This is a genomic window from Enterococcus sulfureus ATCC 49903, from assembly GCF_000407605.1.
Taxonomy (GTDB): domain Bacteria; phylum Bacillota; class Bacilli; order Lactobacillales; family Enterococcaceae; genus Enterococcus_G; species Enterococcus_G sulfureus.
Map to the genome: position 1 here is coordinate 1 of NZ_ASWO01000004.1, position 20734 is coordinate 20734.

Genomic DNA, 20734 nt, shown 5'->3' on the forward strand with positions numbered 1-20734 from the left:
TACTAGAAGCTTTTCTTGGCAGTGTGACATCAGGAACTTCGGTACTATTATTTCCCTCCCCATCACAACTTGTCCTTGAAAGTGAAAGCATTTGACTCTCACTAAGACTTGTTGCTTGGACAGACATTTCCGATCGTCTGCATTCCTTAGCCTCCTGCGTCCCTCCATTGCTCAAACAAAAACAACGAGTACAGGAATATCAACCTGTTGTCCATCGCCTACGCCTGTCGGCCTCGGCTTAGGTCCCGACTAACCCTGGGCGGACGAGCCTTCCCCAGGAAACCTTAGTCATTCGGTGGACAGGATTCTCACCTGTCTTTCGCTACTCATACCGGCATTCTCACTTCTAAGCGCTCCAGCAGTCCTCACGGTCTACCTTCAACGCCCTTAGAACGCTCTCCTACCAGTGTACCAAAGGTACACTCCACAGCTTCGGTAATATGTTTAGCCCCGGTACATTTTCGGCGCAGGGTCACTCGACTAGTGAGCTATTACGCACTCTTTAAATGGTGGCTGCTTCTGAGCCAACATCCTAGTTGTCTGTGCAACCCCACATCCTTTTCCACTTAACATATATTTTGGGACCTTAGCTGGTGGTCTGGGCTGTTTCCCTTTCGACTATGGATCTTATCACTCACAGTCTGACTCCCGGATATAAATGAATGGCATTCGGAGTTTATCTGAATTCGGTAACCCGAGATGGGCCCCTAGTCCAAACAGTGCTCTACCTCCATCATTCTTAAATCCGAGGCTAGCCCTAAAGCTATTTCGGAGAGAACCAGCTATCTCCAAGTTCGATTGGAATTTCTCCGCTACCCACACCTCATCCCCGCACTTTTCAACGTACGTGGGTTCGGTCCTCCAGTGCGTTTTACCGCACCTTCAACCTGGACATGGGTAGATCACATGGTTTCGGGTCTACGACTACATACTAAAACGCCCTATTCAGACTCGCTTTCGCTACGGCTCCGCCTCTTCAGCTTAACCTCGCATGCAATCGTAACTCGCCGGTTCATTCTACAAAAGGCACGCCATCACCCATTAACGGGCTTTGACTTGTTGTAGGCACACGGTTTCAGGATCTATTTCACTCCCCTTCCGGGGTGCTTTTCACCTTTCCCTCACGGTACTGGTTCACTATCGGTCACTAGGGAGTATTTAGCCTTGGGAGATGGTCCTCCCGGATTCCGACGGAATTTCTCGTGTTCCGCCGTACTCAGGATCCTCCTAGGTGCATACCAAATTTCGTCTACGGGGTTTTTACCCTCTTTGACTGACTTTTCCAAGTCATTCGACTATCTGATCGTACTACCATATTGGAGTCCTACAACCCCAAGATGCAAGCATCTTGGTTTGGGCTTTTCCCGTTTCGCTCGCCGCTACTCAGGGAATCGAATTTTCTTTCTCTTCCTGCAGGTACTTAGATGTTTCAGTTCTCTGCGTCTACCTCTAATCAGCTATGTATTCACTGAAAAGTAACATCCTATAAAAGATGCTGGGTTCCCCCATTCGGAAATCTCTGGATCATAGCTTACTTACAGCTCCCCAAAGCATATCGGTGTTAGTCCCGTCCTTCATCGGCTCCTAGTGCCAAGGCATCCACCGTGCGCCCTTATTCACTTAACCTTATCAACCTTACGGTTGGGTTTTAATCATTGTCTTCTAGCGATAGAAGATGATTAAGAAAAATAAGCAATTGAACGTATTAAAAAACTCATTCAACGCGGTGTTCTCGGTTTGTTTTGATTTCTTTACTTCAATATCCAGTTTTCAATGAACAACTTAACGACTAAAGTCGTTATGGAGCCTAGCGGGATCGAACCGCTGACCTCCTGCGTGCAAAGCAGGCGCTCTCCCAGCTGAGCTAAGGCCCCGAGTATTAAGAGTAGACCTCTCAAAACTGAACAAAGTGGAAACGAACGTGTGTATTCCGTAATATTCCTTAGAAAGGAGGTGATCCAGCCGCACCTTCCGATACGGCTACCTTGTTACGACTTCACCCCAATCATCTATCCCACCTTAGGCGGCTGGCTCCAAAAGGTTACCTCACCGACTTCGGGTGTTACAAACTCTCGTGGTGTGACGGGCGGTGTGTACAAGGCCCGGGAACGTATTCACCGCGGCGTGCTGATCCGCGATTACTAGCGATTCCGGCTTCATGTAGGCGAGTTGCAGCCTACAATCCGAACTGAGAGAAACTTTAAGAGATTAGCTTAGCCTCGCGACTTCGCAACTCGTTGTATTTCCCATTGTAGCACGTGTGTAGCCCAGGTCATAAGGGGCATGATGATTTGACGTCATCCCCACCTTCCTCCGGTTTGTCACCGGCAGTCTCGCTAGAGTGCCCAACTAAATGATGGCAACTAACAATAAGGGTTGCGCTCGTTGCGGGACTTAACCCAACATCTCACGACACGAGCTGACGACAACCATGCACCACCTGTCACTTTGTCCCCGAAGGGAAAGCTCTATCTCTAGAGTGGTCAAAGGATGTCAAGACCTGGTAAGGTTCTTCGCGTTGCTTCGAATTAAACCACATGCTCCACCGCTTGTGCGGGCCCCCGTCAATTCCTTTGAGTTTCAACCTTGCGGTCGTACTCCCCAGGCGGAGTGCTTAATGCGTTAGCTGCAGCACTGAAGGGCGGAAACCCTCCAACACTTAGCACTCATCGTTTACGGCGTGGACTACCAGGGTATCTAATCCTGTTTGCTCCCCACGCTTTCGAGCCTCAGCGTCAGTTACAGACCAGAGAGTCGCCTTCGCCACTGGTGTTCCTCCATATATCTACGCATTTCACCGCTACACATGGAATTCCACTCTCCTCTTCTGCACTCAAGTTCTCCAGTTTCCAATGACCCTCCCCGGTTGAGCCGGGGGCTTTCACATCAGACTTAAAGAACCGCCTGCGCTCGCTTTACGCCCAATAAATCCGGACAACGCTTGCCACCTACGTATTACCGCGGCTGCTGGCACGTAGTTAGCCGTGGCTTTCTGGTTAGATACCGTCAAGGGATGAACATTTTACTCTCATCCTTGTTCTTCTCTAACAACAGAGTTTTACGATCCGAAAACCTTCTTCACTCACGCGGCGTTGCTCGGTCAGACTTTCGTCCATTGCCGAAGATTCCCTACTGCTGCCTCCCGTAGGAGTCTGGGCCGTGTCTCAGTCCCAGTGTGGCCGATCACCCTCTCAGGTCGGCTATGCATCGTTGCCTTGGTAGGCCATTACCCTACCAACTAGCTAATGCACCGCGGGTCCATCCATCAGTGACGCAAAAGCGCCTTTCATCACTCTACCATGCGGTAAACTGAATTATGCGGTATTAGCACCTGTTTCCAAGTGTTATCCCCCTCTGATGGGCAGGTTACCCACGTGTTACTCACCCGTTCGCCACTCCTCTTACTTGGTGAACCGAAGTTCGATAGTAAGAAGCGTTCGACTTGCATGTATTAGGCACGCCGCCAGCGTTCGTCCTGAGCCAGGATCAAACTCTCATAAAAAAATTTGAAACGATCTACGATCGTTAAGCTCTAAATTGACTTTGCTAGCAATAATTGCTTGCTGTTTTGTTTTGCTTCTATTAAATAGAAACACCTTACACTATTGGTTCGTTTGCTTGCTTTGTTCAGTTTTCAAAGGTCTATCCTGTCGCTGTAGCAACTTTTAAATCATAACACACCATACAATCTATGTCAATGCTTTTTTTAAAAGTTTTTTTCAAACAAAATTCAGTTTGTCTTTAACGACTTGATTATCATAACAAGTTATTTGTTATTTGTCAACAACTTTTTTTATTTAATTGATTGTTACATCAACGTTTAATTCAAGTTGTATTTTAACGACTCAGTTATAATATCATTTGCTTGCTCTCACGTCAACACTTTTTTTTAGCTTTTTTTCACTAAATATTTTAAGTGTCTCTCTTTGAGACAAGTAATAATATACCAATTAAGTTTCTCTAGGTCAAACATTTTTATGCTTCTTTTTCAAGTTTTTTCAAAAAGCGTTTGATCTATATCATCAAGAAGATTTCGTTCGTTTTTTAAAGTGATAATTCTATTTTTTTCTTATCAAACCATCTCTTTATTCGTATAAAAAAAGCCCTCAAATTATGAGGGCTTTTTTTCTAACGCATTGTAGGGAATAATAATACATCACGAATTGACTGTGCATCCGTTAGCAACATCACTAAACGGTCAATCCCGATTCCTAATCCACCAGTTGGCGGCATACCATATTCTAACGCTTCTAAGAAATCTTCATCGACTCCATGCGCTTCATCATTTCCAGCAGCACGTTCTTTTTCTTGTGCTTCAAAACGTTCGCGTTGATCGATTGGATCATTTAACTCTGTAAAGGCATTTGCAAATTCACGTCCTACGATAAATAATTCAAAACGATCTGTAAAACGAGGATCTTCAGGATTTTTCTTCGCTAAAGGTGATACTTCCACTGGATGTCCATAGACAAAAGTAGGTTGTTGCAGTGTTTCTTCCACAAATGTTTCAAAGAACTCATTCAAAATGTGTCCGACTGTCATGCTATCTGTGATTTCAACATTGTGCTCTTTAGCTAAAGCACGTGCTTCTTCAATAGACATTTCTTTCCAGAAGTCTACACCTGTTTGTTCTTTTACACCGTCTACCATATGTAAACGACGGAATTCAGATCCTAGATCAACAGCTTGTCCATCATAGGTAATTTGTGTTGTACCTAATGTTTTTTCAGCAGCATTGCGAATGATTCCTTCTGTTAGATCCATAATATCTTTATAATCTGTGTACGCTGTATAACACTCCATCATCGTAAATTCAGGATTATGGGTAGTATCGATTCCTTCATTACGGAACACACGACTAATTTCGTATACTTTTTCCATACCACCAACAATCAAACGTTTTAAATGTAGTTCTAGCGCTATACGCAAATACAAGTCCATATCTAAAGCATTGTGATGAGTAATGAATGGACGAGCTGCAGCACCACCAGCTTGGTTATGAAGTACAGGTGTTTCTACTTCGATATATCCTAAACCATCTAAATAGCGACGGATTTCGCTGATAATTTGACTACGTTTTGTAAAACGGTCAAAACTTTCTTGGTTACTAATTAAATCTAAATAACGTTGGCGATAACGTTGTTCGACGTTAGTCAATCCATGGTATTTATCCGGTAAAGGACGTAATGCTTTTGATAAGATTGTAATTTCTTTTGCTTTAATCGTCACTTCGCCAGTGTTCGTTTTCATGATTTCACCAGTCACACCAAAGAAATCACCTAGATCAGCATGTTTGAACACTTCATATTCAGCTTCACCTACTTGGTCTTGACGTACATAAATTTGGATACGACCTTCGCGATCTTGTAAATGCGCAAAACCTGCTTTTCCTTTTCCACGTTTTGTTACGATACGACCAGCGATACTTGCGGTTAAGCCCATTTCTGCTAGTTCTTCTTTTGTTCTCGGATCAAAGACCTCATGTAATTCAGCTGATTGATGAGTACGTTCAAAACGTTGACCAAATGGGTCGATTCCTTCTTCACGTAATTGTTCCATTTTTTGACGACGAACGACCATTTGATCGTTTAGTTCTTCTTGCGTTTCCACTTGTGCTTCTACTTTTTCCTCTGCCACGAGTGTTCCTCCATTCTCACTTGTACTTCTTTCCTAATAATGACAAGTTTCTGAAAAAAAAGCAAGTCGAAGATGGCACTTCGACTTGTTCTTTCATATTCGTTAGGCGTTTGCTTCAACCTTTTCCAAAAATGAGTCGAGCAAATCTAATGTTGTTTGACGATCTTCTGATTTATTGATCGCCGCTTTTATTTTTGCTGCACGTGGTACACCTTTTAAATAATAGGCAGCATGTTGACGAAATTCTAATGAAGCCAATTTTTCACCTTTTAGGGCAACCAAACGTTCAAAATGTAATTTTGCAATATCGATTTTTTCGCGCGGTGACGGTTCATCGATTAAAATACCTGTTTCCAAATATTCTTTTGTTCGACGAATCATCCATGGATTACCTAAAGCAGCACGACCGATCATCACTGCATCGCATCCGACTTCTTCAAGCATACGTTTAGCATCTTCTGGTGTTCGCACATCGCCATTTCCCATAAATGGAATATCGATTGCTTGTTTTACTTCTTTTAAAATATCCCAATTGGCTTGTCCTTCATACATCTGTACTCGTGTTCGCCCATGCATGGCGATCGCTGAAGCACCCGCGGCTTGAGCGGCTTGAGCATTTTGGACTGCAAATAAATGTTCCTCATCCCAACCCGTACGCATTTTCACAGTAACTGGAATCGAAACAGCTGATGAAACGGCATGAACCATTTCGTATACTTTATCAGGATCTAGTAGCCATCTAGCCCCTGCTTCTGCTTTGATGATTTTATTTACTGGACATCCCATGTTGATATCAATAATATCAGCAGTCGTATTGGCTTCTACAAAACGAGCTGCTTCTACTAGATTATCTTTGTCGCCTCCAAAAATCTGCAAGCTAAGCGGATGCTCTGTTTCTTCAATATGCAACATACTCAATGTCTTTTTGTTCCGTAAGTTGATTCCTTTGTCGCTGATCATCTCACACACGACCATCCCGGCACCAGCTTCTTTTACGGTTACTCGAAAAGCGGCATTACTAATTCCAGCCATCGGCGCTACGACCACACGATTAGGAATTTCAACGTTACCGATTTTCCAGGAGTGGTCCATTAGTTACCTCCAGTGATTTCAGCTTTAATTTCTTCAAGATCAGCTTCATCAAAATAGTATTTATTATTACAGAATGAACAGACAGCTTCTGCTCCGTGGTCTTCATCGATCATGTCTTGGATTTCTTTTGTACCCAAAGTTAAAATGGCGTTACCAAATTTTTCTTTTGAGCAATCACATTTAAACTCTACAGGCATTGTATCTAAGATCATGAGTGATTCACCATCAAAAATTGTATCCAGGATATCTTCTGGTGTTTTCCCTTGATCTAAAAGGCTTGAAACAAGTGGTAAGTTCGCTAAACGAGCTTCGATCTTATCGATAACTTCTTCAGAAGCTCCTGGCATAATTTGCAGCATAAATCCACCAGCAGAACGAATCGAATCATCTGTATCCACTAACACACTTAGCCCGACTGCTGAAGGAACTTGTTCAGATACAGCTAGGTAATACGTGAAGTCTTCACCTAATTCACCAGAAACGATTGGCGTTTGACCAGAAAAAGGTTCTTTTAGACCTAAATCTTTAATGACCGTAAATACACCTTCTGTTCCCACTGCACCACGAACATCGATTTTTCCTTTTTCGTTTAACGGTAAACTGACGTTAGGATTTTGAATATATCCTTTCACTTCACCACGACCATTACTGTCGACCATAATCAATCCAGCAGGACCATTTCCTTGAACTTTTACTGTAATCGTATCGTCGCCTTTTAGCGTGCTGCCTAATAACAATCCACCTACGATCGTTCTACCTAATGCAGCGGACGCTGTGTTCCATGTATCATGACGGCGCTGTGCTTCAGCGACCGTTTCAGTTGCACTTACAGCATAAGCGCGGACAAATCCACCATATGCTAATGCTTTTACTAAATAATCTTTGGTCATTTTTTTCTCTCCTTTTGCTTATGACTGAATCATACTCAAATCTTCACTTTTTTTCAACTTTACCGTTTAAAACAAGAAAACGAAGGAGCTACAAGTAGCATCCTTCGTTTATCTACCTATTATAGATGGTCATCTTCATCTAAAGGCGTAATGTCTTCATCTAAAGGTTTTTGTTCTGCTTGTTTTTGAGCGTCTTTTTCTTCTAATGCACGTTTTGCTTCTTCATACGTTTGTGCTTTTTCACTTGGAAATTCGCTATGCTCATGATCAGAAGGCATACGTCCTTCTTCAAACAAGGATTTGATTGCTTTTGCATCTAGCGTTTCAAACTCTAAAAGTTTTTCTGCAATCAATTTATGTTTCTCATGATACGTTTGAATGATTTCACGTGCTTTATTGTGTGCATCAACTAAGATCTTACGTACTTCTGTATCGATCTCATAGGCTACTTGTTCAGAATACGCTTTGGTTTGACCGTAATCACGACCAACAAAGACTTGATGGTTTCCTTCATATTGAACAGGTCCTAATTTATCACTCATTCCATATTCAGTTACCATGCTTCTTGCAAGAGCTGTTGCTTGTTCAAAGTCATTGGATGCTCCAGTTGATTGCACATTGAAGATCAATTCTTCCGCTGTACGACCACCTAAAAGACCGACGATTTGTTCGAACATGTCTTCTTTAGTCATCAACATTTGATCCTCTTTAGGCAAAGCGATCATGTACCCGCCAGCGCGTCCACGAGGAATGATCGTTACTTTATGCACGACACGAGCACGGCTTAAGACTAAACCAACAATCGTATGCCCTGCTTCATGGTAAGCAACCATTTCACGTTCACGTTTACTGATGACACGATCTTTCTTAGCAGGTCCTGCGATCACGCGATCTTCTGCTTCATCGATATCTGAAGCATCGATTTGTTTTTTATTACGACGAGCAGCAACTAAGGCTGCTTCATTCAAGACGTTTTCTAATTCTGCACCAGCAAAACCTGGTGTTTGTTGTGCCACGACTTTTAAGTCTACATCGTTTGCTAGAGGTTTATTCTTCGCATGAACACGTAAAATCGCTTCACGACCTTTAACATCCGGACGACCTACTAAGATTTGACGGTCAAAACGACCTGGACGAAGTAACGCAGGATCTAATACATCAGAACGGTTAGTTGCCGCAATAACGATTACACCTTCATTACCACCAAATCCATCCATTTCAACAAGCAATTGGTTCAAGGTTTGTTCACGTTCATCGTGTCCACCACCCATACCAGCGCCACGTTGACGACCTACAGCATCGATTTCATCGATAAAGATGATTGCTGGAGCATTTTTCTTCGCTGTTTCAAATAAATCACGTACACGGCTTGCACCGACACCGACAAACATTTCCACAAAATCAGAACCTGAAATTGAGTAAAATGGTACGCCAGCCTCACCTGCAACTGCTTTAGCAAGCAATGTTTTACCAGTTCCCGGAGGACCCTCTAATAACACCCCTGCTGGAATACGTGCACCTAATGCTGAGAAACGTCGTGGATCTTTTAAAAATTCCACTACTTCAACAAGTTCTTGTTTTTCTTCTTCTGCACCAGCAACGTCAGAAAAACGAACTCGGTTAGCTTTTTTATCTGCTTCTTTGGCTTTTGATTTTCCAAAGTTCATGACACGGCCGCCACCGCCACCGCCGCCTCCTTGTTGCCCCATCATCATGTAGAAGAAGAAAATGATGATCACAAGTGGCAAGAAGCTGACTAATAATGATAACCAGATTCCGCTATTTGATTCTTGTTCGATTTGCGTTTTCACTGAATTGTCACTTGCAAGTGTCGTAATTTCACTTAAAGTCGAATCATTCGGCAAAATAATTGTTGAAAATGATGTCGATTTAGAAGAAGTTGACCCAAACACACTCAATCCACTGTCATTGCTAATCGTTTGTTCACTCTTGTATTTACCCGTAATGCGATAAACACCGTTTGAAGGCTGAACGGTAAATGATTCAACGTCACCGTCTTTTAACTGTTTTGTAAATGTGGAATACTCGATTTCAGGTGATTTGCTGCCACCGTTGCCAAAGAAATAATAGACAACCATGACCATCGCCAATAAGACGAGTACATAATATAAGGTCGTTTTGACCGTACCGTTTCCTTTTTTGTTCATGCGGCCCCTCCTTGCCTGTTTTGTCTTATATTGACCAATTTTATTGTATCATAGTTGTTGTAAAATAATCACTATTAAGATTGATAAACGCTCGGTTTTAATACGCCTACATACGGCAAGTTACGGTATTGTTCGATGTAATCTAAACCATATCCGACAACAAATTCGTTTGGAACATCGAATCCAATGTAATCTGCTTCAATATCGACAACGCGACCTTCTGGTTTATCTAACAAGGTAACAATTTTGACAGATTTTGCTTTGCGATATTTAAATAAGTCGACTAGGTACGCTAAAGTGCGTCCACTATCAATAATATCTTCTACGATCAACATATCGCGACCTTCTACATTTGTATCAAGATCTTTAACGATTTTTACTTCCCCAGAAGACACTAATGCGTTCCCGTAGCTTGAGACATCCATAAAATCGATTTCTAAATAGCAATCCATTTCACGTACGATATCTGCCATAAATGGTACTGCACCTTTTAATACCCCAACAACTAATGGGTTTTTATCTTGGTATTCTGCTGTTAATTCTTTGCCAAGCTCTTCACAGCGTGTACGAATCTGCTCTTTTGTTACTAAAATTTTTTCAATATCTTTTTCTAGCATATAAGTCTCCTTTCAACCGTTACTTCTTGTATTTATAAAGAAGTACGTAGTGTATTTTATCAGTTTCTTTACCAATACTCAAATAGGAACAGACAAAAGGTAAGAATGCTAAAAGATTCTTATCTTTATTTTCTAAAACCCAGCCATTTTCACGTGCTTCAAGAGGGATTTTGCGATCGATTAAGAAACGTGAGATCTTTTTATACAGTTTGTTCGTGAGCCAAATGCGATCTCCAGGTTGTTTTTTTCGTAACCAAAACTCCTCTTGCGGGGCTAAGTGTACTTGGTAATCCGCTTGCCAATCTGGTAATTGCGTTGAAGCAAAGATTCCAATTTGTTCATATTCAGATAATCGATAGGTCTGATTTAAGCATAATTGGAACGGCTCATGCTCTATTTTTGAACGCGTTTCTTCTATAATAATCCATAATTTATCATATCGCCGTTTTATTTTTATTTGGTTGGCGAGATCCAGTTGCCACTGGCTTGTGTTTTTTCCAAGTAATCGGCGTACTTGTTCCACTTGCTTTTGGCTGATCTGCACAAAACTTTCTAGTCGCAAATATTCCCAAAAATAATATTGTTTTGCTTTTGATAATGCATGAAGTTGCGTGAGATCGATACACCAATAGCTTTTGTTTTTAACGATTATTTTTTTAGACCACTCTGCATACTCTTCTTCTATAAGTTGTTGGGCATATGCAGTTTGTTCGCTAACTTGATGGATATGTTCCAGTGCGCGCTGATTTTCCTTAGTCAATTGCGGAATAATATACTTACGAATTCGATTTCGAGTATACGCATCGCCCTGATTGCTTTCATCTTCATAAAATTCAATCTGGTTTTCAGTAGCGTACTGATAAAGTTCTACTTTTTTGACCGTTAAAAGCGGCCGAATTAAATATTTAGTTTGACTAAAAGATTGTTTTGCGACTAAAGACTTTAATGCAAACAACTGACCTTCACGAATCAATTTCATAATCAGCGTTTCTGCCTGATCATTTAAATGATGCGCCGTTAACAAAACATCGTATTCTTTCGTTTGTAAGATACTCTCAAAAAAAGTATAACGAAACGTTCGAGCATTTGCTTCGACATTATGATTTGTAGGTGTCCATGTTGTAGAAAAAAAAGGAATCTGATGTTGCGCACAAATTTTTTGTACCAACTCTTTTTCTGCTTTGGTTTGATCGCGCAATTGATGATCGACATAGGCTACAGCCAAGTGCTGGTATAGATCAGGCGATTTTATCAATAAATCAAACAGTACCATTGAATCAACTCCACCGGAAACTGCTAAAAGAATAGCTTGATCGCGCTCCCATAAAGCTTGTTTACGAAGATGAAGTAGTAGCTTTTCCCGAATCATTTTTCCTCCTATTGATAAAAAAAGGTTGAGCCGATACGGCTCAACCTTTATAAATTTACTTAGTTACGACGACCTCCACGGCCTCCGCGTTTTCCTTCAGTATTTCGTTTTAATGAAGATAGACGATCATCGCTATCCTTTAAAAACGAGGACATTAATGAATCGAAGTCTTGTTTTGTATTTGCTGGTGCTTGTGAAGGTTGATTACGTGTAAAAGGTTTTTTAGGTCCTCTATTAAACTCTTTTTTAGGATATTCACGTTTTTCTTCACGTGGTTTATCTTCAGCTTTACGAATCGATAAGCCTATTTTTCCATCCGTACCGATGTTTGTAACTAGAACTGTTACTTCATCGCCAACTTTTAATACTTCATTGATATCCTTCACGAAACCATTTGACACTTCACTGATGTGGACCAAGCCAGTTTTTCCCGCTCCAAGATCAATAAAGGCACCAAAATTTGTAATTCCTGATACTTTTCCTGGTACTTTTGCTCCAACTTCGATTGACATAAAAAATATGTTCCTCCTAATTTAATTACCCTTTTATAATGGACTATCTTGCGATAGACATTCACTTATTTTGTAGTTTCTTCTTGCGATTGCGTGACTGAATCTGGCAATCTAAAATTAATTTCGCCTTCTTTAGAATAAAAATAGCGGCTACGTGCAAGTTTTGCAACATAATCATCGTCTTCTAAGAGTGCGACATCTTTTTTCAATGATGTGATTTGCTGATCGGTTTCAGCTTTTTGCACAATTGTTTTATCTTGATATGTTTCTAATTGATGCAACCGTGAGAAATCACGTAATAAACTAATACCAAACAAAATCGCCACAACTGCGGCAACCGCAAAAATCACAAATAGACGGCGACGACGATAAATCACTTGGCGTTGTTGTTTCGCATAATTCGCATATTGTTCTTTTGCAAAATCAGTTGGCAAGTAGGCAACATTGCTTTTTTTCTGTTTTTTCAAAAATCGCTCGCTCCAGTCTTGTATGATTGTGATACTTATTATACCAACATCCACAAGACTTGTCTAACAATATTGAAGAGAAGTTTAAGACTCTTTTGTACTTGTTTCTGAGACTCTTTCTTCAGATAATAGAGTATACATTTGTGCAGCATCTTCTTTTTTTGTAGACTCTTGTAAGACTTCTACTTTGACTTCTACGATTCGATTACCAAATTGAATTCTCAAGATATCGCCAACTTTTACACTACTTCCTGATTTCGCTAACTTACCATTGATTTTAATTCGGCCTTTATCCGCTACCTCTTTTGCAACTGAACGGCGTTTAATCAAACGCGACACTTTTAAAAATTTATCAATTCTCATTTCTTCACTCCTAAACGTAAAATTTTTGCGCCTTTAGGTAAATACAACCACTCGCGCACTGTAAACACTTGGCATTTAATCGTTAAAAATAAAAAGACACTCGCACCAAGTACGACTCCTAATAAGCTGATCCACAGAGTCGTTGAACGATGCCATTCTTGAATTCCATAATACCAAGCAAGATCATAAATAAGCAAACTTACTGCCATACCAAATAGGGCAATTCCTAACCGAATAAAAAAAGATCGCTCTTTAAAAAACAGATACAATTTCCGGTCATCATAGCGTAAAAAAACTAAAAAAACAACGAAGAGTCCACTTAATGTAGCAAAACTAGTCCCAACTGTCCCAAAACGATAGGTCAAAATCCCAGTCAAAAATAATTTTATCGCGCATCCCCATGAAGCAGCTCGAAGGGATAAGCGCAAGCGATTTTGACTTTGAGCGATGCTTTGATACGCTTGGACCGTTGCCATCAATACGATGGAAAAGACAAAAATCAACAATGTATTCGTTCCTTTAAAATCTTTAAAGAGCGTATAGTTAATAAAAGGCATCAGACTAGCTAATCCTAGCGAAGCAGCAAAAGCTACACTGACCGTTAAGCGCAAATACATTTTTGCTGAGAAACGAAATTGAGCTTCGCGATTTGCAGTTAAATAATTGGTTAATGCTGGTAAAAAACTTGCGCTCAGTGCGGTCGCAACAACAAGTCCTAGCTGAACAAGCGGCTGACCACGATCAAAAATCCCTTTCGTGACTTGCGCTTCATGCAATGGCATACCTGATGCGACTAATCCATTCACTACAAAAAAAGAATCGATCAATTGAAAAATAATCAATAAGCTACCATAGATCGTTAACATCCCTGCTTCTTTATAAAAACGGTAACGAATTCTTTTCTCCGGATAAGGACCAAGCAGCTGGGTGAGTCGTGTATGTCCACCATGAATCTGGTAAGCATAATAACGAAGAACAAAAAATGCTGCAATACCTCCTACTAGTGATCCACTTAATGCATACGTTCCGACTTGATAAACAGTTTTATCAAATACCTTAAAACTATAGGCAGCTAATAAAATGACAATCACACGTACGATTTGTTCTACTACTTGAGAAACTGCAGTCGGGATCATGTGCATTGACCCTTGAAATTCTCCTCGACGAATCGCAAGTGACGGAATCAGCAAAAACGTAAAGGACACCACTCTGATCAAGGGGGCTAATTCACGATTCCCCATCGCAAACGCAACGATACCACTAAAGGTAAAAAGAAAAAACCAAAGCCCTAAAGATAGCGTTGCAATCATCGGAAAATACGCTTTTAACGTCTCACGTTTTTCTAATGGATTTTGGCCTACCGTCACGCGGGATAAAAATTGCGGAAAACTAGTCAACGCTAGCGTAATAGCGATCCCATATAAAGGATAGACTTGCTGATAGACATAGAATCCTTGGTCACCAACTAAATTTTGAAAAGGTACTCGATAGATTGCACTCAAAAGTTTTGCGACAAAGGAAGCAATCGTCAAAACAAGGGCGCCACGCATCAAATGATGCAATTGCGATTTTGCCATAAAAAAGCCTCCTTAGTCTGCGCTAGCTACTAACTGTTGTTGGTATCTGATTTCACGCAAAGCACGAACAAAATTTTCTACTTCTTGTAGCCATACCATCGATTTCATTTCTTTTGGAATAGTTAAGCGAATCACCATTTTGTCTTGCTCGATCCCTAGTGTCGCTTTTAATTTTGTTTTAGCCAACCCTTCAAACAGTTGTTCAACGGAGTACAGTTTGGTTCCAACTTTACTTAATGTAAATAACAATTGCTGTTCTTTTTTACGGATACTCTCAAACAAAGCTCGATCTGCATTCATTTTGATCTCGCCAATCATCAATAAATGCGCCACTTCATCCGGATAGTCTCCAAAACGATCCAGCAAATCATCTTGCAACTCGTCTAAGGCTTCCATACTTTCTAGTTCACGGATACGTTTATAGATTTCAATTTTTTGACGTTCATCTTCTATATAGGTTCCTGGCAAGTAAGCATCTAATCCTAAATCGATTTCCGTACTCGTTTTTTGCAACTGGGTATTCTTTCCTTGTTTACGTTCAACTGCTTCAGCAAGCATTTGTGCATATAAATCGAAACCGACAGAATCGATAAAGCCATGTTGCTGAGCACCCAAAAGGTTTCCTGCACCACGAATCGATAAATCACGCATTGCGATTTTAAATCCTGATCCTAGTTCCGTAAAATCTTTGATCGCTTGTAATCGTTTCTCACTGACTTCAGTTAAAATTTTTTGTGGTGCATACATAAAGTACGCATATGCCACCCGACTGCTTCGTCCCACTCGTCCACGTAATTGATAAAGTGTTGAAAGTCCCATAAAGTCAGCATTTTCCACAAATAATGTATTGGCATTTGGAATATCGACACCCGTTTCAATAATCGTCGTGGTCACTAAAACATCAAATTCCCCTTCAATAAAATCAAAAAGTGTATTCTCCAGCTGAATTTCGGTCATTTGACCATGTGCGTATCCAATTCGTGCATCTGGGACTAAAGCTTGTAGCTCTTCAACTTTTTGTTCGATTGTATCTACGCGGTTGTATAAATAAAATACTTGTCCACCACGAGCCATTTCGCGTAAGATCGCTTCTCTGATTGCTCCTGGGTTGCTTTCCATCACATAAGTTTGAATAGGATAACGATTTTCAGGTGGCGTCTCAATCACGGACAGATCACGCACCCCTAACATGGACATATGTAGCGTTCGGGGAATCGGTGTCGCAGTTAGTGTCAATACATCAACTTGTGAACGCAATTGTTTCAAACGTTCTTTGTGTTTTACACCAAATCGTTGTTCCTCATCGATGACTAGTAGACCTAGATCAGCAAACACAACATCTTTTGATAACAATCGATGCGTACCTACAACGATATCTAATTGTCCTTTTCGTAATTCTTCTAATGTCGCATTTTGTTGTGCTTTTGTTTGAAAGCGACTCAAAACACCAATATTTACCGGAAATCCTTGAAAACGATCGACCATCGTTTCATAATGTTGTTGCGCTAAAATCGTAGTCGGAACTAAGATCGCGACTTGTTTACTTTCCCGGATCGCTTTAAATGCTGCGCGCAAAGCGACCTCTGTCTTTCCAAATCCAACGTCTCCCACTAATAAACGATCCATTGGTTTTTCTTTTTCCATATCTTTTTTTATTTCAATCGTACTTCTTAATTGATCTTGAGTTTCAGAGTAAGGAAACGCATCTTCAAATTCTTTTTGATAGCCATCATCAGGACCAAAAGCAAAGCCTTTTTCTGCTTCTCGTTTGGCATACAGTTGGATCAAATCGTCCGCGATATCTTCAATACGTTGAGAAACTTTGCGTTTGGTCTTTGTCCATTCACTTCCTCCAAGTTTATTGATGCGAGGCGATTTCGATTCAGAAGCGACATATTTTTGGATCAAATTCAATTGTGTGACCGGAATAAACAGCTTATCATCATTTTGATAGAGAATCGTTAAGTAATCTTGATGGACGCCATCTACTTCTAGCGTCTCCATCCCAATATATTTTCCGATCCCATGATTTTCGTGGACGACATAGTCACCAGTTTTTAATTCGTTATAGCTTTTTAAGCGTTCTGCATTAGAGATCGTTTGACGGCGCGCACGCTTCTTTGCCACTTTTTGGAAGATTTCACGTTCGGTCACGACGATCAACTGTTCATTTGGCAATTCAAACCCGTTTTGCAGACTTGCTTCAATAATTTGAGCCCGTTGCAAAGTTAATTGATCTGGTTTCGTCGTCACAGCATAGATTTCATGATCGCGAAATTCTTGCTCTAATTTTTTTTGTTGTTCGATCGTCCCGACTAAGAAAACGATGGTGTAAGATAATTTGCTCCAACGATCGACTTCAGCTTTTAATAGCCCCATTTGACCGAAAAACTGTTGCATTGGTCGATACTGGATATTATGAATCGCTTGAAATTTTAAATTCCCCATCCCTTTTTGGAATAAAGAAAAGAATGTCGTTGGCGCATCGATATGATGCAAGACTTGTGGATCATCAATCAAAACCTCTTGTGTCGAAAATAAACGTAATTCTTCAATTTTTTGCGTGTGCCATTCTGCAGCTTCATGCATCATTTCACGCGACGTTTCCATAATTCGAGCATAGTCATCTACCATCAAAAAATAAGGATCCGTGAAATAATCAATTACTGTTGTTGCATCAGAATACAGAAAGTCCGTATAAAAAGCCGCTTGTTCTCCTGCGATACCATTTGACCAATCTGTCATCAATTGTTCAAAATAATCGGTTAAAAGTAAGCGATCGGTTTCTTCTTTTGTAACAGCTAATCGCTGATGCAATGCTTGCTCGATTAATTCTTGTCCATGTTGGAAATTCTCTTTTGAAAAAATAAGTTCCGTCACCGGTAAGACTGTAAAACGCTCGACGGTTGCCAAAGAACGCTGTGTCGCTACATCAAACGTTCGCATCGAATCAATTTCTACATCAAATAATTCCATTCGGATTGGATCCGCTTGATCGAGCGGATAAATATCGACAATACTACCACGGATGCTGAAATCACCAGGCTTTTCGATCATCTGTTCTCGAGTATATCCCATATGAACGAAACGAGCAGGCAATTCAGTAATCTCGATTTCTTCTCCTACTGCAAAAGTCATCTTCGCTTGATCCCAAGTTTCTTGATCCGGCAATCGTTTTTTTAAGGCAGCAATAGGCAAGATGTAAATCCCTTTTTTCTTTGTCGCAATCGCATCTAGTGTAGCTACACGTTCTGCTTTCGCTTCTGGTGAAGCAAAAGCCATTTCTGCCGATATCACTTCATCAACGGGAAATACATATACGTTTGATTCCCATTGACGCAATTCATCTGCAGCTTGATTGGCATAATACAAGTTTGACGTTACTAAAACGACGGAACGATCAAATTGTTTAAATGCGCTTAAAATCGCCAGATGCTTAGCAGAACCAGCAAGTCCCGTAATCAACTGACGTGGTGTATTTTGTTTAAGTTGCGTTTGCCACTGAGTGATCGTTTCAGAACGACCAAGCAAATCTAGAATATCCATCGAGTTATTCTCCTTTTTTATTGAAACGATTCATAGAGGCCATGAAATCACCTTGATCAATATAATGAGTCAAAGCATCTACCGAAGCATCGATTCCTTGCAAAATAAGTGGTCGATCTTCCTTATCAAATCCACTTAAAACATGATCGATAACAGTCTGTCTTCCTTTTGGTCGACCGATCCCGACTTTGATTCGATCAAATGTTTGAGTCCCCAGATGAGAGATCAAACTTTTTATTCCGTTATGACCGCCTGCACTTCCTTTTTGACGTAATCGGATTTTCCCAACCACAAGGTCTAGATCGTCATACACTACGACAAGTTCTTCAGGATAAATTCCAAAGTACGTCATTAACGGACCAACAGAGCGTCCAGAATCATTCATATACGTTTGAGGTTTCACAAGCAGAACCTTTTCTCCATTATGAAAGAATTCAGCAACTTCGGCTTCAAATGTATTTTTTTTAAATGTCGCTTGATTTTCTTTGGCTAACTGATCAAGTACCATAAATCCGACATTATGTTTTGTAGACTCATATTTTTTACCAGGATTTCCTAGGCCAACAATCATTTTCATTATGTTTCATCCAACTCTTTCTTTATCTGATTTTCAAACGCAAAATGCTGGCCAACAGATGCTGACCAGTGCGTTTCTACTATACAATAGTTAAATTATACCATATTGCATATTTTTCTGCGAAATATCTGTATAGTGTTCATTTTTGGTTACGATGATTTATTTTAAATTGTGACATATTGAGCAACTGTACTTTTAAAGAACATATGTTACGTTTACATTTGTTAAAAGAAAGCGTTTTAAGATGAAAACAGTTAAAAAAACTGTTATATTGTTTGCTGAATCACATGACAAAAGTTTGATAAAGTGTTAACATAGTTCTTGTAAGAGATGCGAAATTAGAAAGGATGATATATAAATGGTTAAAAGTACAGCGAAAAGACATCAAAAAGTAATTTTAGTAGGCGATGGCGCGGTTGGATCAAGTTATGCGTTTGCGTTACTTACTCAAAATATTGCACAAGAAGTTGGAATTATCGATATCGATAAAGCAAAAACAGAAGGCGATGCTCTTGATTTATCACATGCTTTAGCCTTTACTTCACCTAAAAAAATCTATGCCGCAGACTACGCTGACGCTCATGATGCAGATTTAGTCGTGATCACAGCAGGTGCAGCACAAAAACCAGGTGAAACTCGTCTAGACTTAGTTCATAAAAATTTAAAAATCAATCGTTCAGTTGTAACTCAAATCGTAGATTCAGGTTTTGAAGGAATCTTCTTAGTTGCAGCAAATCCAGTTGATATTTTAACGTATTCTACTTGGAAATTCTCAGGTTTCCCTAAAGAACGTGTTATCGGATCTGGAACTTCTTTAGACTCAGCTCGTTTCCGTCACGCACTAGCTGATTTGATCGACGTAGATGCACGTAACGTCCATGCCTATATTTTAGGTGAACATGGAGATTCAGAATTTCCAGTTTGGTCACATGCCAATGTAGCTGGTCTACAAATTTACGAATGGATCAAAAATAATCCAGAGGTCGATGAAGAAGCAATGGTTAACTTGTTCTTTAGCGTACGCGATGCAGCGTATACGATCATTGAGAAAAAAGGGGCCACTTTCTATGGAATCGCCGTATCTCTAGCACGTATCACACGCGCAATTTTAGATAATGAAAATGCAGTGTTGCCATTATCTGTTTATTTAGATGGTGAATATGGAATCGATGATGTATATATTGGAACACCTGCTGTGATCAATGCAACAGGAATCAAACAAATCATTGAAATTCCATTAACCGATAGCGAACAAGAAAAAATGGAAGCTTCTGCTAAACAATTAAAAGACATTTTAACGAGTGCATTTGCAAAACTTGAAGAAGAAGATGCAAAAAAATAATTAAGTTAATAAAAAAAGATCTAGCGTAGCTAGATCTTTTTTTATCGTTCAATTTTAAAAATATAATGAGGCATTTGAACTTCTTTATATTCTTTGATAATACGTTTCAAAATAGTCATACCATTTTGAATGGCCACATTCATCGATTCAACATTAACATCTCGAACAATAGCTACAATGGCATGTGCACCTAAACTTTCAAAAGCATATTGTATAATTGCTTGCGTCGCTTCAAGCATGTAGTCCTCATGACAAGCACTTTTTTTAAAATGATGGGTGATCTCAAAATATGGACGACCGTCTATCCATTGATCCGTCAATCCACATTCACCAATCACTTCTTTGGTTTCCTTTAATTCTACTGCCCATAATCCATATCCTTTGGTTTCATAAGAAGCGATATTCCAACGTAACCACTCAACAATTTCTTCTTGAGTAAAAGGTTCTTCGTAAGCTAGCATGACTTCTGGATCTGCTAAAAATTCAGTCAACTCAACTTCTTCTCCTCTTGTCCATTGTCGGATACGTAACCGATCTGTTTCTAAAATCATTAGCATATCTCGCTCCTTCTTCAGTT

Annotated in this window: 14 protein-coding genes, 1 tRNA gene and 2 rRNA genes; 1 reads left to right on the forward strand and 16 read right to left on the reverse strand. The window is 40.2% G+C overall.

The features are described 5' to 3' along the window. From I573_RS11545 to pth, 15 genes are all read right to left on the reverse strand, one after another. Nucleotides 1-1626 (reverse strand): 23S ribosomal RNA (locus tag I573_RS11545); the annotation flags it as partial. Nucleotides 1627-1801: 175 nt separating this feature from the next. Beyond that, nucleotides 1802-1874: transfer RNA gene (locus I573_RS05465), tRNA-Ala, on the reverse strand. Nucleotides 1875-1946: 72 nt separating this feature from the next. Next, nucleotides 1947-3502: ribosomal RNA gene (locus I573_RS05470) — 16S ribosomal RNA — on the reverse strand. A 626-nt stretch (nucleotides 3503-4128) separates the two neighbouring features. Continuing rightward, nucleotides 4129-5610 (reverse strand): lysine--tRNA ligase, encoded by a 1482-nt coding sequence (gene lysS, locus I573_RS05475; protein ID WP_035020647.1) that lies wholly within the window; start codon nucleotides 5608-5610, stop codon nucleotides 4129-4131. A gap of 129 nt (nucleotides 5611-5739) precedes the next feature. Then, a complete protein-coding gene (dusB, locus tag I573_RS05480) occupies nucleotides 5740-6729 on the reverse strand; it encodes a tRNA dihydrouridine synthase DusB (protein ID WP_016186660.1) in 990 nt (329 codons plus the stop codon). Then, a complete protein-coding gene (gene hslO, locus I573_RS05485; protein ID WP_016186659.1) occupies nucleotides 6729-7619 on the reverse strand; it encodes an Hsp33 family molecular chaperone HslO in 891 nt (296 codons plus the stop codon). Before hslO ends, dusB begins: the two co-directional genes overlap by 1 nt. 119 nt (nucleotides 7620-7738) lie before the next feature. Next, nucleotides 7739-9787 carry an ATP-dependent zinc metalloprotease FtsH gene (gene ftsH / locus I573_RS05490; protein ID WP_016186658.1) on the reverse strand — a complete coding sequence of 683 codons (2049 nt, stop codon included), beginning with the start codon at nucleotides 9785-9787 and terminating at the stop codon, nucleotides 7739-7741. A 74-nt stretch (nucleotides 9788-9861) separates the two neighbouring features. Next, nucleotides 9862-10404, reverse strand: coding sequence for a hypoxanthine phosphoribosyltransferase (hpt, locus tag I573_RS05495; RefSeq protein ID WP_016186657.1), 543 nt, complete (start codon nucleotides 10402-10404; stop codon nucleotides 9862-9864). A 19-nt stretch (nucleotides 10405-10423) separates the two neighbouring features. Next, nucleotides 10424-11773, reverse strand: a complete 1350-nt coding sequence (gene tilS, locus I573_RS05500; RefSeq protein WP_016186656.1) for a tRNA lysidine(34) synthetase TilS — start codon at nucleotides 11771-11773, stop codon at nucleotides 10424-10426. Between the two features lie 59 nt (nucleotides 11774-11832). Next, on the reverse strand, nucleotides 11833-12285 hold the full coding sequence (locus tag I573_RS05505) for a S1 domain-containing RNA-binding protein (protein ID WP_016186655.1): 453 nt from the start codon (nucleotides 12283-12285) through the stop codon (nucleotides 11833-11835). 65 nt (nucleotides 12286-12350) lie between these two features. Then, nucleotides 12351-12752, reverse strand: a complete 402-nt coding sequence (locus I573_RS05510) for an FtsB family cell division protein (RefSeq protein ID WP_016186654.1) — start codon at nucleotides 12750-12752, stop codon at nucleotides 12351-12353. Between the two features lie 84 nt (nucleotides 12753-12836). Continuing rightward, nucleotides 12837-13115: an RNA-binding S4 domain-containing protein gene (locus tag I573_RS05515; protein ID WP_016186653.1), complete on the reverse strand. Its 279-nt coding sequence runs from the start codon at nucleotides 13113-13115 to the stop codon at nucleotides 12837-12839. Then, nucleotides 13112-14692 (reverse strand): putative polysaccharide biosynthesis protein, encoded by a 1581-nt coding sequence (locus tag I573_RS05520; RefSeq protein ID WP_016186652.1) that lies wholly within the window; start codon nucleotides 14690-14692, stop codon nucleotides 13112-13114. Before I573_RS05520 ends, I573_RS05515 begins: the two co-directional genes overlap by 4 nt. Nucleotides 14693-14704: 12 nt before the next feature. Continuing rightward, nucleotides 14705-18238 (reverse strand): transcription-repair coupling factor, encoded by a 3534-nt coding sequence (gene mfd, locus I573_RS05525; RefSeq protein ID WP_016186651.1) that lies wholly within the window; start codon nucleotides 18236-18238, stop codon nucleotides 14705-14707. Between the two features lie 4 nt (nucleotides 18239-18242). Beyond that, nucleotides 18243-18815 carry an aminoacyl-tRNA hydrolase gene (pth, locus tag I573_RS05530; RefSeq protein ID WP_016186650.1) on the reverse strand — a complete coding sequence of 191 codons (573 nt, stop codon included), beginning with the start codon at nucleotides 18813-18815 and terminating at the stop codon, nucleotides 18243-18245. Between the two features lie 358 nt (nucleotides 18816-19173). On the opposite strand from pth, the gene I573_RS05535 reads away from it, so the two are divergent. Beyond that, nucleotides 19174-20157: an L-lactate dehydrogenase gene (locus I573_RS05535; RefSeq protein ID WP_016186649.1), complete on the forward strand. Its 984-nt coding sequence runs from the start codon at nucleotides 19174-19176 to the stop codon at nucleotides 20155-20157. A gap of 41 nt (nucleotides 20158-20198) precedes the next feature. Here the strand turns inward: I573_RS05535 and I573_RS05540 are convergent, their stop codons facing one another. Continuing rightward, on the reverse strand, nucleotides 20199-20714 hold the full coding sequence (locus tag I573_RS05540) for a GNAT family N-acetyltransferase (protein WP_016186648.1): 516 nt from the start codon (nucleotides 20712-20714) through the stop codon (nucleotides 20199-20201). Nucleotides 20715-20734: the final 20 nt, after the last annotated feature.

What these genes read in the sequence shown, in the direction of transcription:
- mfd (WP_016186651.1), bottom strand. Translation starts at nt 18,238, where the DNA reads ATGGATATTCTAGATTTGCTTGGTCGTTCTGAAACGATCACTCAGTGG.
- I573_RS05540 (WP_016186648.1), bottom strand. Translation starts at nt 20,714, where the DNA reads ATGCTAATGATTTTAGAAACAGATCGGTTACGTATCCGACAATGGACA.
- pth (WP_016186650.1), bottom strand. Translation starts at nt 18,815, where the DNA reads ATGAAAATGATTGTTGGCCTAGGAAATCCTGGTAAAAAATATGAGTCT.
- hpt (WP_016186657.1), bottom strand. Translation starts at nt 10,404, where the DNA reads ATGCTAGAAAAAGATATTGAAAAAATTTTAGTAACAAAAGAGCAGATT.
- I573_RS05520 (WP_016186652.1), bottom strand. Translation starts at nt 14,692, where the DNA reads ATGGCAAAATCGCAATTGCATCATTTGATGCGTGGCGCCCTTGTTTTG.
- I573_RS05535 (WP_016186649.1), top strand. Translation starts at nt 19,174, where the DNA reads ATGGTTAAAAGTACAGCGAAAAGACATCAAAAAGTAATTTTAGTAGGC.
- I573_RS05515 (WP_016186653.1), bottom strand. Translation starts at nt 13,115, where the DNA reads ATGAGAATTGATAAATTTTTAAAAGTGTCGCGTTTGATTAAACGCCGT.
- I573_RS05505 (WP_016186655.1), bottom strand. Translation starts at nt 12,285, where the DNA reads ATGTCAATCGAAGTTGGAGCAAAAGTACCAGGAAAAGTATCAGGAATT.
- hslO (WP_016186659.1), bottom strand. Translation starts at nt 7,619, where the DNA reads ATGACCAAAGATTATTTAGTAAAAGCATTAGCATATGGTGGATTTGTC.
- ftsH (WP_016186658.1), bottom strand. Translation starts at nt 9,787, where the DNA reads ATGAACAAAAAAGGAAACGGTACGGTCAAAACGACCTTATATTATGTA.
- dusB (WP_016186660.1), bottom strand. Translation starts at nt 6,729, where the DNA reads ATGGACCACTCCTGGAAAATCGGTAACGTTGAAATTCCTAATCGTGTG.
- tilS (WP_016186656.1), bottom strand. Translation starts at nt 11,773, where the DNA reads ATGATTCGGGAAAAGCTACTACTTCATCTTCGTAAACAAGCTTTATGG.